This is a genomic window from Streptomyces griseoflavus (assembly GCF_014649995.1).
Lineage (GTDB): Bacteria > Actinomycetota > Actinomycetes > Streptomycetales > Streptomycetaceae > Streptomyces > Streptomyces griseoflavus.
The window spans coordinates 887,259-902,142 of sequence record NZ_BMUC01000001.1; the positions used below are offsets into that span (position 1 = coordinate 887,259).

General features: G+C 71.7%; 10 protein-coding genes and 1 pseudogene. 7 read left to right on the forward strand and 4 right to left on the reverse strand.

Annotated features, from left to right (window positions below):
* The first annotated feature begins 55 nt into the window (after nucleotides 1–55).
* The 3 genes from IE172_RS03880 (at nucleotide 56) to IE172_RS03890 (ending at nucleotide 5,288) form a co-directional block, all read left to right on the forward strand.
* On the forward strand, nucleotides 56–1,279 hold the full coding sequence (locus IE172_RS03880) for a sensor histidine kinase (RefSeq protein ID WP_190095610.1): 1,224 nt from the start codon (nucleotides 56–58) through the stop codon (nucleotides 1,277–1,279).
* Nucleotides 1,280–1,323: 44 nt separating this feature from the next.
* Nucleotides 1,324–2,007, forward strand: coding sequence for a response regulator (locus IE172_RS03885; protein WP_190095611.1), 684 nt, complete (start codon nucleotides 1,324–1,326; stop codon nucleotides 2,005–2,007).
* Nucleotides 2,008–2,171: 164 nt separating this feature from the next.
* Entirely contained in the window at nucleotides 2,172–5,288 is a 3,117-nt protein-coding gene (locus IE172_RS03890) for an efflux RND transporter permease subunit (protein WP_190095612.1), read from the forward strand.
* 82 nt (nucleotides 5,289–5,370) lie between these two features.
* Here the strand turns inward: IE172_RS03890 and nadA are convergent, their stop codons facing one another.
* On the reverse strand, nucleotides 5,371–6,555 hold the full coding sequence (gene nadA / locus IE172_RS03895) for a quinolinate synthase NadA (protein WP_190095613.1): 1,185 nt from the start codon (nucleotides 6,553–6,555) through the stop codon (nucleotides 5,371–5,373).
* A 285-nt stretch (nucleotides 6,556–6,840) separates the two neighbouring features.
* Between nadA and erpA the strand changes: the two genes are divergently transcribed.
* Nucleotides 6,841–7,197, forward strand: coding sequence for an iron-sulfur cluster insertion protein ErpA (gene erpA, locus IE172_RS03900; RefSeq protein WP_030859125.1), 357 nt, complete (start codon nucleotides 6,841–6,843; stop codon nucleotides 7,195–7,197).
* 86 nt (nucleotides 7,198–7,283) lie between these two features.
* Here the strand turns inward: erpA and IE172_RS03905 are convergent, their stop codons facing one another.
* Both IE172_RS03905 and IE172_RS03910 read right to left on the reverse strand, forming a co-directional pair.
* The gene (locus tag IE172_RS03905) at nucleotides 7,284–9,182 is read right to left on the reverse strand and encodes a hypothetical protein (RefSeq protein ID WP_190095614.1); all 1,899 of its coding nucleotides are present in this window, start codon (nucleotides 9,180–9,182) and stop codon (nucleotides 7,284–7,286) included.
* A gap of 142 nt (nucleotides 9,183–9,324) precedes the next feature.
* A complete protein-coding gene (locus IE172_RS03910) occupies nucleotides 9,325–9,534 on the reverse strand; it encodes a hypothetical protein (RefSeq protein WP_190095615.1) in 210 nt (69 codons plus the stop codon).
* Nucleotides 9,535–9,663: 129 nt separating this feature from the next.
* Between IE172_RS03910 and IE172_RS03915 the strand changes: the two genes are divergently transcribed.
* Nucleotides 9,664–10,638: a carbohydrate kinase family protein gene (locus IE172_RS03915; RefSeq protein WP_190095616.1), complete on the forward strand. Its 975-nt coding sequence runs from the start codon at nucleotides 9,664–9,666 to the stop codon at nucleotides 10,636–10,638.
* Between the two features lie 55 nt (nucleotides 10,639–10,693).
* Here the strand turns inward: IE172_RS03915 and IE172_RS03920 are convergent, their stop codons facing one another.
* Nucleotides 10,694–12,082: a cysteine desulfurase/sulfurtransferase TusA family protein gene (locus IE172_RS03920; RefSeq protein ID WP_190095617.1), complete on the reverse strand. Its 1,389-nt coding sequence runs from the start codon at nucleotides 12,080–12,082 to the stop codon at nucleotides 10,694–10,696.
* A 263-nt stretch (nucleotides 12,083–12,345) separates the two neighbouring features.
* On the opposite strand from IE172_RS03920, the gene ctaC reads away from it, so the two are divergent.
* Nucleotides 12,346–13,305 (forward strand): aa3-type cytochrome oxidase subunit II, encoded by a 960-nt coding sequence (gene ctaC / locus IE172_RS03925; protein ID WP_190095618.1) that lies wholly within the window; start codon nucleotides 12,346–12,348, stop codon nucleotides 13,303–13,305.
* Nucleotides 13,306–13,361: 56 nt separating this feature from the next.
* Nucleotides 13,362–14,884: pseudogene (gene ctaD / locus IE172_RS03930) on the forward strand (aa3-type cytochrome oxidase subunit I); the annotation flags it as partial.

Consider the following 14,884-nt stretch of genomic DNA (forward strand, 5'->3'; position numbering starts at 1 on the left):
GGGCCGCCCGGGCGCACGGCTCCCGGGCGGCGGCCCCCGGCTACCGTGGACAGCCGTGAGCACCCTGACCCGCGCCCGGTGCCGAGCCAGGGCGCACCCCTTCGCGCTGGACGCGGCCCTCGCGGCCGGCGTCCTCGTCTGCATGGTCGCCGGCTCCTTCGTCGACCCGCACGACCCCGAGGGCGTCAACTGGGAACTGCGCACCCCCGACCCGTTCAGCCTGCTCCTCATGACGCTCGGCGCCGCCGCGCTCGTCTTCCGCCGCCGCGCCCCCCGCAGGGTGCTCGCGCTCGCCGGCGGTGTCTCGGTCGCCGAGTCCGTCACCGGCGACCCCCGCGCCCCCGTCGTCATGTGCGCCGTCGTCGCCCTCTACACCGTCGCCTCCGCCACCGACCGCCCCACCACCTGGCGCGTCGGCCTGCTCACCACGACCGTCCTCACCGGCACCGCGATGGTGGTCGGCCCCCTGCCCTGGTACGCCCAGGAGAACCTGGCGATCTTCGCGTGGACCGGCATCGGCGCCACCGCGGGCGACGCCGTGCGCAGCCGCCGCGCCTTCGTCCAGGCGATCCGCGAGCGCGCCGAACGCGCCGAGCGCACCCGGGAGGAGGAGGCCCGCCGCCGGGTCGCCGAGGAGCGGCTGCGCATCGCCCGCGACCTGCACGACGTGGTCGCCCACCACATCGCCCTGGTCAACGTCCAGGCCGGCGTCGCCGCCCATGTCATGGACAAGCGCCCCGACCAGGCCAAGGAGGCCCTCGCCCATGTGCGTGAGGCCAGCCGTTCCGCGCTGGGCGAGCTGCGCGCCACCGTCGGCCTGCTGCGCCAGTCCGGCGACCCCGAGGCGCCCACCGAGCCCGCGCCCGGCCTGGACCGCCTCGACGAACTCGCCGGCACGTTCCGCAACGCCGGACTGCGCGTGGAGGTCGCCCGCACCGACGAGGGCACCGAACTGCCCGCCGCCGTCGACCTGGCCGCCTACCGGATCGTGCAGGAGGCCCTGACCAACGTGCAGAAACACGCCGGCACCGCGGCCCGGGCCGAGGTCAGCGTCGTCCGCGTGGGACCCCACATCGAGATCACGGTCCTCGACGACGGCAGCGACGACGAGCACCCCCCGAGCCCGGGCGGCGGACACGGACTGCTCGGCATGCGCGAGCGCGTCACCGCCCTGCGCGGCACCCTCACCACCGGTCCCCGCTACGGCGGCGGTTTCCGCGTCCATGCGATCCTTCCGGTCAGGACCCGCACCTCCGCCGCCGGGGAGGGCAGTCGCTGACCGTCCCGGCCGCCGCCCGTGACCACCGTGCCGCTGGAGCCCGTATGACGATCCGCGTCCTGCTCGCCGACGACCAGACACTGCTGCGCAGCGCCTTTCGCGTGCTCGTCGACTCCGAGCCGGACATGGAGGTCGTGGGGGAGGCGTCCGACGGCGCGGAGGCGGTCCGGCTGGCCCGGGAGCAGCGCGCCGACGTCGTCCTCATGGACATCCGGATGCCCGGCACCGACGGGCTCGCCGCCACCCGCATGATCAGCGAGGATCCCGGACTCGCCGGGGTGCGGGTGGTGATACTGACGACCTTCGAGGTCGACGACTACGTGGTGCAGTCGCTGCGCGCCGGCGCCTCCGGCTTCCTCGGCAAGGGCTCCGAACCCGAGGAGATGCTGAACGCCATCCGGATCGCCGCCGAGGGGGAGGCGCTGCTGTCCCCGGTGGCCACCAAGGGCCTGATCGCCCGTTTCCTCGCCCAGGAGGGGCCGTCCGACCCCGACCGTGACCGGGACCGCGCCGAGAAGCTCCGGTCGCTCACCGGACGCGAGCGCGAGGTGCTCGTCCTGGTGGCGGGCGGCCACTCCAACGACGAGATCGCCGAGCGCCTCGAGGTCAGTCCGCTGACGGTGAAGACGCACGTCAACCGGGCCATGGCCAAACTGGGGGCCCGTGACCGGGCCCAGCTGGTGGTCACCGCCTACGAGTCGGGGCTCGTCCGTCCGAGGGTGGAGTGAGGCCGGCGGGGCGTACTGCGGCGGGAGTAGGCGCCGCCCGAGGGATGGGACCTCGGGTCTACGGATAGGCCCCCGTGGATGGCCCAGGGTGTAGAGCGGGCGCCCACTCGCGCGCGTGCCCGCTTCCCGGACTTCTGCCGCTCCACGGAAAAGAGACCCTGCCCATGTCCTGGCTGTCCAGATTCAGCCTCGCGCAACGGGCGCTGATCGGACTGATGTCGATCATCGCGCTCGTCTTCGGGGCGATCGCGATACCCCAGCTCAAGCAGCAGCTGCTGCCCACCATCGAACTGCCCATGGTGTCCGTGATCGCGCCGTACCAGGGCGCGTCACCGGACGTGGTCGAGAAGCAGGTCGTCGAACCCATCGAGGACAACCTGGAGGCCGTCGACGGCATCTCCGGCGTCACCTCGACGGCGAGCGAGGGCAACGCCGTGATCATGGCGTCCTTCGACTACGGCAACAACACCCAGCAGCTCGTCGCCGACGTCCAGCAGGCCGTCAACCGGGCTGGTGCCCTCCTCCCGGACGGCGTCGACCCGCAGGTCGTCGCCGGTTCCACGGACGACATCCCGACCGTGGTGCTCGCCGTCACGTCCGACAAGGACCAGCAGGCGCTCGCCGACCAGCTGGAGCGGACCGTGGTGCCCACGCTGGAGGGCATCGACGGAGTCGGTCAGGTCCTGGTGGACGGCGTGCGCGACCTCCAGGTCACGGTCACCCCGGACACCGCGAAGCTGACGAAGGCGGGCCTGAGCGCGCAGTCGCTCGCCGGTGCCCTCCAGGCGGGCGGCGCGACCGTGCCGGCCGGCTCCTTCGACGAGGGCGGCGCCAACCGCACCGTCCAGGTGGGCGGCGGCTTCACCTCGATCCAGCAGATCGAGAACCTGATGGTCACCGGCGAGCCCGGCAAGGGCGAGCCGGTCCGCCTCGCCGACGTCGCCACGGTGAAGCAGGAGGAGGCCAGGGCCGACTCCCTCACCCGCACCAACGGCCGGCCCAGCCTCGCCGTGATGGCCACCATGGACCACGACGGCAGCGCGGTCGCCATCTCCGAGGCCGTCCAGGACAAGCTCCCCGAGATGCGCGAGGACCTCGGCGACGGCGCCACGCTCACCGTCGTCAGCGACCAGGGCCCGGCGGTGTCCAAGGCCATCGACGGCCTGACCACCGAGGGCGCGCTCGGTCTGCTGTTCGCCGTCGTGGTGATCCTGGTCTTCCTGGCGTCGGTCCGCTCCACCCTGGTCACCGCGGTGTCCATCCCGCTGTCCGTGGTCCTCGCCCTGATCGTGCTGTGGACCCGCGACCTGTCGCTGAACATGCTGACGCTGGGCGCCCTGACCATCGCCATCGGCCGGGTCGTGGACGACTCCATCGTCGTCCTGGAGAACATCAAGCGGCACCTCGGCTACGGCGAGGAGCGCCACGAGGCGATCATGAAGGCGGTGCGCGAGGTGGCCGGCGCGGTCACCTCCGCGACCCTCACCACCGTCGCCGTCTTCCTGCCGATCGGTCTGGTCGGCGGCATGGTGGGTGAGCTGTTCGGCTCCTTCAGCCTCACCGTCACCGCCGCGCTGCTGGCGTCCCTGCTGGTGTCGCTGACGGTCGTCCCGGTGCTGTCGTACTGGTTCCTGCGTCCCCCGAAGGGCACGCCGGAGGACGCCGAGGAGGCGCGCCGGCTCGCGGAGGAGAAGGAGGCCAGGAGCCGCCTCCAGCGCATGTACCTCTCCGTGCTGCGCTTCGCCACCCGGCGCAGGCTCGCCAGCCTGGCCATCGCGGTCGTCGTGCTGATCGGCACCTTCGCCATGGCGCCGCTGCTGAAGACCAACTTCTTCGACGCGGGCGAGCAGCAGGTCCTCACCGTCCGGCAGGAGCTGGAGCCCGGCACCAGCCTGGCCGCGACCGACGCCCAGGCGCGGAAGGTCGAGAAGGTGCTCGGCGACACCGAGGGCGTCGAGGACTACCAGGTGACGGTCGGCTCGTCCGGCTTCATGGCGGCCTTCGGCGGCGGTACGGACACCAACCAGGCCACCTACCAGGTGATGCTGGAGGACGACGCGTCCTCCGAGGACGTGCGGGACAGCCTGGAGAAGGGCCTCGGGGACCTCGACGGCATCGGCACCACCACCATCGCGGCCGGTGACGGCTTCGGCAGCCAGGATCTGAGCGTGGTCGTCAAGGCGGCGGACGCTGAGGTGCTGCGCAAGGCGGCGGAGCAGGTCCGCGAAGCGGTGGCCTCCCTGGACGGCGTCACGGACGTCACCAGCGACCTGGCGCAGAGCGTGCCCCGCATCTCGGTCAAGGCCAACGCGGCGGCCGCGGCGGCCGGGTTCGACGACCAGAGCCTCGGTGCGGCCGTCGCGCAGGCGGTGCGCGGTACCCCGGCCGCGAAGGCGGTGCTGGACGACACCGAGCGCGACGTCGTCATCCGCTCGGCGCAGCCGGCCACCACTGTGGCGCAGCTGAAGAACCTGCCGCTGGGTCCGGTGAAGCTGAGCGACGTCGCCACCGTCGAGGTGGTGGACGGCCCGGTCTCCATGACCCGGATCGACGGTCAGCGCTCGGCCACCGTCACGGCCCGGCCGGTCGGTGAGGACACCGGCGCCGTGGGCGTGGACCTCCAGGCGAAGATCGACGGGCTGGCGCTGCCCGAGGGTGCGACGGCGGAGATCGGCGGCGTGACCGAGGACCAGGACGAGGCGTTCGCCAACCTGGGCCTGGCGATGCTGGCCGCGATCGCGATCGTGTTCATGCTGCTGGTCGGCACCTTCCGGTCGCTCGCCCAGCCGCTGATCCTGCTGGTGTCCATCCCGTTCGCCGCGACCGGTGCGCTCGGCCTGCTGCTGATCACCGGCACCCCGATGGGCGTCCCGGCGATGATCGGCATGCTGATGCTGATCGGCATCGTGGTCACCAACGCGATCGTGCTGATCGACCTGATCAACCAGTACCGCGAGCAGGGCTACGGCGTCGTCGAGGCGGTGCTGGAGGGCGGCCGCCACCGTCTGCGGCCGATCCTGATGACGGCCCTGGCGACCATCTTCGCCCTGCTGCCGATGGCGCTGGGCGTCACCGGCGAGGGCGGCTTCATCGCCCAGCCGCTGGCGGTGGTGGTGATCGGCGGTCTGATCACCTCGACGCTGCTGACCCTGCTCCTCGTGCCGACGCTCTACGTGATGCTGGAGCTGCGCAAGGAGCGGCGCGCGGCGAAGAAGGCGGCGAAGAAGGGCGGCGTCCCGGCCCAGCCGGCGGCCGGCGAACCGGAGGCCGCGAAGGTCTGACGCCCCCGCACGCGGAGCAGGCCGTGCCCGACACATCCGGTGTCGGGCACGGCCTGCTCCGCGTGCGGCTCCGCTCGGGCGGTTACGGCAGCGCCAGCATCCGCTCCAGCGCCAGCTTCGCGAACGCCTCCGTCTCCTTGTCCACCTCGATGCGGTTCACCAGGTTGCCCTCGGCGAGCGACTCCAGCGCCCACACCAGGTGCGGCAGGTCGATGCGGTTCATGGTGGAGCAGAAGCAGACCGTCTTGTCGAGGAAGACGACCTCCTTGCCCTCCGGCGCGAAACGGTTCGCCAGGCGCCGTACGAGGTTCAGCTCGGTGCCGATGGCCCACTTGGAGCCGGCCGGGGCCGCCTCCAGGGTCTTGATGATGTACTCGGTCGAGCCGACGTGGTCCGCCGCGGCCACGACCTCGTGCCGGCACTCGGGGTGCACCAGCACGTTGACGCCGGGTATGCGCTCGCGCACGTCATTGACCGAGTCCAGGCTGAAGCGGCCGTGGACCGAGCAGTGGCCGCGCCAGAGGATCATCTTCGCGCCGCGCAGCTCGTCCGCGGTCAGCCCGCCGTTCGGCTTGTGCGGGTTGTAGACGACGCAGTCCTCCAGGGACATGCCCATGTCCCGCACCGCGGTGTTGCGGCCCAGGTGCTGGTCGGGCAGGAACAGCACCTTCTCGCCCTGCTCGAAGGCCCAGTCCAGGGCGCGCCGGGCGTTGGAGGAGGTGCAGATGGTGCCGCCGTGCTTGCCGGTGAAGGCCTTGATGTCGGCGGAGGAGTTCATGTACGCGACGGGGACGACCTGCTCGGCCACTCCCGCCTCGGTCAGCACGTCCCAGCACTCGGCGACCTGCTCGGCGGTGGCCATGTCGGCCATGGAGCAGCCGGCCGCGAGGTCGGGCAGGACCACCTTCTGGTCGTCCCCGGTGAGGATGTCCGCGGACTCGGCCATGAAGTGCACGCCGCAGAAGACGATGTACTCCGCCTCCGGCCGCGCGGCGGCGTCCCGGGCCAGCTTGAAGGAGTCGCCCGTGACGTCCGCGAACTGGATGACCTCGTCGCGCTGGTAGTGGTGGCCGAGCACGAAGACCTTGTCCCCGAGCTTCTCCTTGGCGGCGCGGGCGCGCTCCACCAGGTCCGGGTCGGACGGCGAGGGGAGGTCGCCGGGACACTCCACACCGCGCTCGCTCTTCGGGTCGGCCTCACGGCCGAGGAGCAGCAGGGCGAGGGGCGTCGGCTGTACGTCGAGCTCCTGGGTCTGGGCGGTGGTCACGACACGCACCCTTTCTGTTCTGGCGACTTCTCGTCGAAATGACGCTATCTATCATAACCGGTTCACGTCACTTTGACGACGGCCATAGCGTCCGTGTGACGTGAATCCCGGCGGGCGCCGATCCATTCCCGCGAGGCCCCGCGGCAGCCGGTTTCCGCTCCGCACCGTGTGTGCGAGCATGAGGAGGGAAGCGAGGAAAAGACGCGCCCGGCCCGGAATGAATCCGCGGTCCCGCCGGTTGCAACCGTCGGCAAGCAGTCTCCGTACAACCCGGGAGAGATGTAGATGTCCGTATCGGACGAGACCACCACCGTCACCGACGGCATCGTCCTGACCGACGCCGCCGCGTCCAAGGTCAAGGCCCTGCTCGACCAGGAAGGCCGTGACGACCTCGCCCTGCGCGTCGCCGTCCAGCCCGGCGGCTGCTCCGGCCTGCGCTACCAGCTCTTCTTCGACGAGCGTTCGCTCGACGGCGACGTGCTGAAGGACTTCGACGGTGTGAAGGTCGTCACCGACCGCATGAGCGCCCCCTACCTGGGCGGCGCCACCATCGACTTCGTCGACACCATCGAGAAGCAGGGCTTCACGATCGACAACCCGAACGCCACCGGCTCCTGCGCCTGCGGCGACTCCTTCAGCTGAGCCGGCTCCCCACTTCCGGCAGCCCACGACGAAGGCGGCGGTCCCCTCAGGGGGAACCGCCGCCTTCGTCGTCCGGCCTCCGGGGGCTACCGGGTGGGCGGAGCGGGCAGCCGGGCGCCGTCCTTGTGCAGCGGCACCGGGTCGCCGTCGGCGTCCACCACCGCGCGGCCACCGAGCGGCGCGTCCAGCCGCACCGTCTCCTGGTACCGCTTGGCGATCATGATGCACACCTTGCCGGGCCAGGGCGTCTCGGTCACCCGCACCGTCACCTCGCCGCCGTCCGCGCGGGCCGTCACCTCGTAGTCGGCGCACACCCCGCCCGTGAAGACCACGGTCAGCTCGTCGCCCTCGGCCGTGTAGCCCTCGACCTCGGCCTCCCGGGCCGCCGGCGCCGAGGCCGGCCCGTCGCCGGGCCCGGTGGGCGCGGGACTGGCCTCACCGGACGGCGACCGCTGGGCGAGGAACTCCGGGTCGACCGCCGGGTACGTCACCGTGATCGCCTCCGGCGCGCCCCCCGGACGCACCTCGAACAGCCACGACGGCACCAGTGCGGGCCGCCCCCCGACGGAGTGCGCGGCGAGTCCGAACACCGCGCCGTCGACGGTGACGGTCTCCCCGGCCGGCTTCGCCCCCGGATCACACTGCTCCTGCTGCCGGTCCTCCTCCAGCGGTACGGAGGTGGCGCACCCGCCGACGCCCGCGCGCGGGCTCCCGCCCGGCGCCGCGTTCATCAGCTCCAGCGCCTTCCCGGCGCCCACCGTGGGGTAGGTTTCCCCCTTCACCGGCTCCGCGAGCCGGCCGCTGCCGCCGACCACGTCGCCCTGCGCGCCGACGACCACACCGGTCGTCCAGCCGTACGTCGGCAGCCCGCCCACCTCGGGGTCGGCGTTCACCACGCGCCGGCCGTCCAGGATCTGGCTCGCGTCGAGCTTGGCGTCGTCCTGCCCCGCCGCCTTCAGCACCGGCGCGGCGGCCTTCCGGGCGACGGCCTCGCTCACCGCGGAGGCGTCACCGGAGGCCGGCGGCTTGCAGGTGGCGCCCTTGCAGTTGTCGGTGCGCGGGGTGTTCGCGCTGTACGTCCAGGAGCCGGGTGCCTCCCGCTCCACCCGCAGGGTCGGCCCTGAGCCGTCCTGGCCGCCGATCCGCCAGCCCCCGGCCTCCGCGACCGGCTTCCCGTCGAGCCCCAGCGCCTTCGCCAGCGCGACCACCCGCTCCTCGGTCACCTGCCCGCCGGCGCGGTACACCGGCGCGGAACCGGGACCGCCGGGGAGCGTGCCGTCGGCGCGGTAGGTGGCGCCGTAGGGGTTGGGCTCGCCCGGCGCGATGCCGTTCCCGGCGCCCTCGGAGGGGCCGTCGAGGGCGAGCGGCGGGGGAGTGGGGTCGCCGTTCGCCCCGGGCGTCGTACCGGTCCCGGAATCACCGGAGCCGCCCACGGCACCGGTGGCCAGGTAGGCGCCGCCGCCCCCGACGAGCAGCACGGCGGCGGCGACGGAGGCGACCAGCACGGGCGAACGCCGTCGCGCCGGACCGTCGGCGGGCTCGTCCCCGGTCCGCCGGCCACCGGCCCGGCGCTCCCCGACCACGGCCTCGTCCGGAGCGGGCTCCGGTTCGTCCGGGGCGGCTCCGGCATTCGCGGCGAGGTCGTCGGCCGGGTGTCCGGGCTCCGGCTGGCTCTCGGGGGTTTCGGCGTTCGCGGTGAGGGGCTTGGCGGGGCCTTGGGGCTCCGGTTCGTCCTCGGGGGTCTCGGTGGTCGCGGCGGGGGGCGGATCGGCCGGGGCGGGCTCCTGTTCGTCCCGCGTGACGGCCGACTCCCCGGCAGGGGCGCCGGTGGCCGGTCCGGCGGAGCCGGCCGTGCGGTCCCGCCGCTCTCCCGCGTCCGCCGCCCCGTCGCCGCCCGAAGCGCCCCCGGTGCCGCCCGTGCCGCCCGTGCTGCCGGCGCCGTCGCGCGCCTCGGCGTCGTCGTTGTCGGGTCGCTCGGTGTTCACCGCATCGCTCCTTCGGCTGCGCAACTGTCCCAGTGGACCCTGCCCGGTCCGACCGGGACTGCTGAGGGGTCGTATCCCGCATCCCCTTCACGGGGGACAGCGATGGGACGCAGCGGGGGAGCGCGCGGTTCCCGGCGTCGGCTCAGTCGCCGTACTCGGACATCGCGTCCAGCAGCCGGGCGGACGAGGGCGGCACGCTCACGCCGTGGATCAGGGACGGGGACACCGGCCGCGCGGCGGCCCGGTCCGGTACCGCCCAGTGGGGAGCCATCCGGGCGCAGTCGCCGCGCAGCGACGCCAGGTCGCCCTCGAGGTCGACCGGCGTGGACGTGTGGACGTCGATGTTCGTCATGTCCGCACCGTAGGCACGACGAAGGTCACGAAGAAAGCCCTACTATCGGGTAGTTTTGGATGCTTCTGCGGGTCGCTCCCACCCGGTAGCGTGAAGTGTCAACCCGCCTCCCCCAGGAGAATCGACGCCGTGCGCATCGCAGTCACCGGCTCCATCGCCACCGACCATCTCATGACCTTCCCCGGCCGGTTCGCCGACCAGTTCGTCGCGGACCAGCTGCACACGGTCTCGCTGTCCTTCCTGGTCGACAACCTCGACGTACGCCGGGGTGGCGTCGCCGCGAACATCGCCTTCGGAATGGGCCAGCTCGGCACCCGCCCGATCCTGGTCGGAGCCGCCGGTTTCGACTTCGACGAGTACCGCGCCTGGCTGGACCGGCACGGCGTCGACACCGACTCCGTCCGTATCTCCGACACCCTGCACACCGCCCGCTTCGTGTGCACCACGGACGCGGACCACAACCAGATCGGCTCCTTCTACACGGGCGCGATGAGCGAGGCCCGGCTGATCGAGCTGAAGACCGTCGCCGACCGCGTGGGCGGCCTCGACCTGGTCTCCATCGGCGCCGACGACCCGGAGGGCATGCTCCGGCACACCGAGGAGTGCCGCTCGCGGGGCATCCCGTTCGCCGCCGACTTCTCCCAGCAGATCGCCCGCATGAACGGCGAGGAGATCCGGATACTGCTGGAGGGGGCGACCTACCTCTTCTCCAACGAGTACGAGAAGGGCCTCATCGAGACGAAGACCGGCTGGAGCGACGAGGAGATCCTCGGCCGGGTCGGCCACCGGGTCACCACCCTCGGCGCGCGCGGAGTCCGCATCGAGCGGGTCGGCGAGGAGACCATCGAGGTCGGGTGCCCGGACGAGGAGCGCAAGGTCGACCCGACGGGTGTCGGCGACGCGTTCCGGGCGGGATTCCTGTCGGGCCTCGCCTGGGGTGTGCCGCTGGAGCGGGCGGCGCAGGTGGGCTGCATGCTCGCCACGCTGGTCATCGAGACGGTGGGCACGCAGGAGTACCAGCTGCGGCGCGGGCACTTCATGGAGCGGTTCATGAAGGCGTACGGGGACGAGGCGGCGGAGGAGGTCCGCGCCCACCTGGGCTGAGCCACCGGGGGCGCGGGGCCGCTCGCGGTTCCCCGCGCCCCCCGTCCGTGCGCGGTCAGGTGAGACGGCGGACCGAGTAGGCGGTTCCCCCGGCGGCGGGCTCCTCGCCCAGGTACTGCTGGTCGCGCATCTCGCACCAGGCCGGGATGTCCAGGCGGGCGGCCTCGTCGTCGGCCAGGACGCGGACCGTGCCGCCGAGCGGGACGTCCCCGATCACCTTGGCCAGCTCGATCACCGGGATCGGACAGCGGCGGCCCAGCGCGTCCACGACCACGGTGTCCTCCCCCCGCCGCGCCGCGTCGTCCCCCGCGGACACCGGCGCGCCCAGCTTCTCCCGCACCCCCGCCACCACCCCCGGCAGGACCGTCAGGAAGCGCTCCACGTCCTCCTCCCGCGTCCCCGCCGGCAGCGAGACGCGGACGTTGCCCTCGCTCAGCACGCCCATCGCCCTGAGCACATGGCTCGGCGTCAGCGTGCTGCTCGTGCAGGACGAACCGGACGACACGGAGAAACCGGAGCGGTCCAGCTCGTGCAGCACCGTCTCCCCGTCGACGTAGAGACAGGAGAAGGTGACGATCCCCGGCAGCCGCCGCTCCGGATCGCCGACCACCTCCACGTCCGGCACCAGGCCCGGCACCCGTGCCCGGATCCGCTCCGTCAGTTCCCCGAGCCGTACCGCCTCCTCGGCGGCCTCCGCCCGCACCGCCCGCAGGGACGCCGCCGCGGCCACGATCGCCGGCAGGTTCTCGAAGCCGGCCGCCCGCCCCGACTCCCGCTCGTCACGCGGCCCCTGGGGCGCGAACCGCACCCCCTTGCGCACCACGAGCAGCCCCACCCCCGACGGACCGCCCCACTTGTGGGCGCTCGCCGTGAGCAGCGACCAGTCGCCCTCCACCGGCCCCCAGCCCAGCGACTGGGCCGCGTCCACCAGCAGCGGCACCCCCGCCGCCCGGCACGCCCCGGCCACCTCGGCCACCGGCTGCACGGTCCCCACCTCGTGGTTGGCGGACTGCAGACACGCCAGCGCGGTGTCCGGCCGCAGCGCCCCGGCGTACGCCGACGGATTCACGGCTCCGGTGCGGTCCACCGCCACCTCGGTGACCGACCCCCCGCCGGCCCGGTGAACTTCCGCCGCGTGGAGCACAGAAGAGTGTTCGACCGCGGACACGATCAGGTGATGCCCGGCGCGCCGCCGGCCCGCCAGCGCACCCGCGACACCGGAGTGCACCGCCGAGGTCCCGGACGAGGTGAACACCAACTCGTCCGCCCTGCACCCCACCACCTCCGCGGCGGCCTCCCGCGCCGCGTCCAGCAGCATCCGGGCGCGCCGCCCTTCCCGGTACAGCCGCGCGGGATCGGCCCACCCCTCGTCGAGGGAGGCCATCAGGGCCTGCCGGGCAACAGGGTGGAGAGGAGCGGCCGAAGCGGCGTCGAAGTAGGCCATACGGCAACGGTAGAACTCCGGCGCTGCGGCCGGCCCGGGGGGCGCGGGGAAACCGCGCGACCGGCCCCCGCACAGCCGCAGCCGCCAATCCAGCGACCCGCGGACTGACTAGGCCCCCCTCCCCGCGACCCCCCGGAGGGCGTCGGCTAGGGTTTGGTCCGCATAAACATCCAAACCCCTGCCCGACGCAGGGCGGCGACCGACCAGCGAGAAGGCCAGGCCGCAGCCGTTAAGCGCGGGCGAGACTCTCGGGAAGGCGCTACGTGAGTCCCAACGGCTCCGACCGCTCGCCGCGGCGCCCCATGCGGCGGAAGCTGCTGCAGGCACTGACCGCGGGCCTGGTCCTGGCGACCGCCACCGGTTGCACATGGGAGGACTTCCCCCGCCTCGGTATGCCCACCCCAACATCGGAAGAGGCTCCGCTGATCCTCTCCCTGTGGCAGGGCTCCTGGGCTGCCGCGCTCGCCATCGGCGCGCTGGTGTGGGGCCTGATCCTGTGGAGTGTGTTCTTCCACCGGCGCAGCCGCACCAAGGTGGAGGTCCCTCCGCAGACCCGGTACAACATGCCCATCGAGGCGCTGTACACGGTTGTCCCCCTCATCATCGTCTCGGTGTTCTTCTACTTCACCGCGCGCGATGAGTCCGAGCTGCTGAAGCTCGAGAAGAATCCCGACGTCACGGTCAACGTGGTCGGCTTCCAGTGGAGCTGGTGCTTCAACTACGTCGAGAACGTCGACGGTTCCACGGGCGACGCCAAGAAGTCCAAGGAACTGGACGCGATCCCGGACCGCTACAAGGACGCGTTCCCGGCCGACGCCGGCGGCGTCTACGACTGCGGTGTCCCCGGAACCCGCAACCCCCAGACCAACAACCCGGGCCCCACCCTGTGGCTGCCCGAGGGCAAGCGGGTCCGCTTCGTGCTGACCTCGCGTGATGTCATCCACTCCTTCTGGGTGGTGCCCTTCCTGATGAAGCAGGACGTCATCCCGGGGCACACCAACGCCTTCGAGGTGACCCCCAGCCGTGAGGGCACCTTCCTGGGCAAGTGCGCCGAGCTCTGCGGCGTCGACCACTCCCGGATGCTCTTCAACGTGAAGGTCGTCTCCCAGGAGCGGTACGAGCAGCACCTGAAGGACCTCGTCGAGAAGGGGCAGACCGGTTACGTGCCCGCCGGCATCGGACAGACGGGCCCTGAGAAGAACCGGGAGTCGAACATCCTGTGAGCATCCTCAACCAACCTCAGGGTGCCGAGGCAGCGGGGTCCCACTACGAGGACGAGCTGCCGGTGCGGCGCCAGAACCGTGGCAACGTCGTGGTCAAGTGGCTGACGACCACCGACCACAAGACGATCGGCACGCTCTACCTGGTGACGTCGTTCGCCTTCTTCGTCATCGGTGGCGTGATGGCGCTCGTCATGCGCGCCGAGCTGGCCCGTCCGGGACTGCAGATCGTCTCGAACGAGCAGTTCAACCAGGCGTTCACGATGCACGGCACGGTCATGCTGCTGATGTTCGCGACGCCGCTCTTCGCCGGCTTCGCGAACTGGATCATGCCGCTGCAGATCGGCGCGCCCGACGTGGCGTTCCCGCGGCTGAACATGTTCGCCTACTGGCTGTTCCTGTTCGGCTCGCTGATCGCCCTGGGTGGCTTCCTCACCCCGGACGGCGCGGCCAACTTCGGCTGGTTCGCCTACTCCCCGCTGTCGGACGCGGTCCGCTCGCCGGGCATCGGCGCCGACATGTGGATCATGGGCCTGGCCTTCTCCGGCTTCGGCACCATCCTCGGCTCGGTCAACTTCATCACCACGATCATCTGCATGCGCGCTCCGGGCATGACGATGTTCCGCATGCCGATCTTCACCTGGAACGTGCTGCTGACCGGTGTGCTGGTCCTGCTGGCCTTCCCGGTGCTCGCCGCCGCGCTGTTCGCCCTCGAGGTGGACCGCAAGTTCGGGGCGCACATCTTCGACGCGGCCAACGGCGGGGCGCTGCTGTGGCAGCACCTCTTCTGGTTCTTCGGCCACCCCGAGGTGTACATCATCGCGCTGCCGTTCTTCGGCATCGTCTCCGAGATCATCCCGGTCTTCTCCCGCAAGCCGATCTTCGGCTACATGGGCCTGATCGCCGCGACCATCGCGATCGCCGGTCTGTCGATCACGGTGTGGGCGCACCACATGTACGTCACGGGTGGCGTGCTGCTGCCGTTCTTCTCCTTCATGACCTTCCTGATCGCGGTGCCGACAGGCGTGAAGTTCTTCAACTGGATCGGCACCATGTGGAAGGGCAGCCTGTCCTTCGAGACACCGATGCTGTGGTCCGTCGGCTTCCTGATCACCTTCCTCTTCGGTGGTCTGACCGGTGTGATCCTGGCGTCCCCGCCGCTCGACTTCCACGTCTCCGACAGCTACTTCGTGGTGGCGCACTTCCACTACGTGGTGTTCGGCACCGTCGTCTTCGCGATGTTCGCCGGATTCCACTTCTGGTGGCCGAAGTTCACCGGCAAGATCCTCGACGAGCGTCTGGGCAAGATCACCTTCTGGACGCTGTTCGTCGGCTTCCACGGCACGTTCCTCATCCAGCACTGGCTGGGCGTCGAGGGCATGCCGCGCCGGTACTCGGACTACCTGGCGGCCGACGGCTTCACCGCGCTGAACACGGTCTCCACGATCGCCTCGTTCCTGCTCGGCCTGTCGATCCTGCCGTTCTTCTACAACATCTGGAAGACGGCCAAGTACGGCAAGCCGGTCGGCGTCGACGACCCGTGGGGCTACGGCCGCTCCCTGGAGTGGGCGACCTCCTGCCC

Coding starts and splice junctions, on each gene's coding strand:
- IE172_RS03885 (WP_190095611.1), top strand. CDS start 1,324: ATGACGATCCGCGTCCTGCTCGCCGACGACCAGACACTGCTGCGCAGC.
- IE172_RS03890 (WP_190095612.1), top strand. CDS start 2,172: ATGTCCTGGCTGTCCAGATTCAGCCTCGCGCAACGGGCGCTGATCGGA.
- erpA (WP_030859125.1), top strand. CDS start 6,841: ATGTCCGTATCGGACGAGACCACCACCGTCACCGACGGCATCGTCCTG.
- IE172_RS03910 (WP_190095615.1), bottom strand. CDS start 9,534: ATGACGAACATCGACGTCCACACGTCCACGCCGGTCGACCTCGAGGGC.
- IE172_RS03920 (WP_190095617.1), bottom strand. CDS start 12,082: ATGGCCTACTTCGACGCCGCTTCGGCCGCTCCTCTCCACCCTGTTGCC.